This window comes from Streptomyces sp. H27-C3 (assembly GCF_030063415.1).
GTDB lineage: Bacteria > Actinomycetota > Actinomycetes > Streptomycetales > Streptomycetaceae > Streptomyces.
On the sequence record NZ_JASITA010000125.1, the window covers coordinates 1 to 619 of the forward strand.

The window sequence follows — 619 nt, forward strand, 5'->3', positions numbered from 1 at the left end:
CGGCGCTTGGCCGGGTCGTTGATCCAGGCAGTCTGGGGTATCTCGGGTGGTCGGGGGCGGCGGCCGAAGCGTTCGGGGTGGCGGACGTAAGCCTCGGCGAGGGTGACGGCCCGCTGGTCGCGGACCTCCTCGGCGGTCCCGAAGTGGACGGAGGCGGGGGTGTGCCAGCCGATGCCCGAGTGCCGGTGCTCGTGGTTGTAGTACGCGATGAACGCGTCGAACCACTCGCGGGCGTGGGCCAGGGAGTCGAAGCGTTCGGGATAGTCGGACATGTACTTCGTGGTCTTGAACTGGGCCTCGCTGTAAGGATTGTCGTTGGAGACCTTCGGCCGCGAGTGCGACCGTGTCACCCCCAGATCGATCAGCAGCTGGGAGACCTTTCTGGAGGTCATCGACGTGCCGCGGTCCGCGTGCACGGTCTCGGGCACGATGCCGTTGCGGGTGATCGTCTCGCGGATCAGTTCCTCGGCCCGTGCCGCTGATTCGGCCGCCTCGACGGTGTGGCCGACGATGTACCGGCTGAAGATGTCGATGATGACGTAGGCGTGATACCAGATGCCCTTGACCGGTCCGGCGGCCTTGGTGATGTCCCAGGTGAACACCTGCGAGGGTCCGGTGG

1 protein-coding gene is annotated in these 619 nt (G+C 66.6%); it reads right to left on the bottom strand.

Features of this window, described 5'->3' with window-relative positions; genetic code table 11:
- The coding region (locus tag QMK30_RS38370; protein ID WP_283522957.1) for a DDE-type integrase/transposase/recombinase at positions 1-619 on the bottom strand (619 nt) is incomplete at both ends.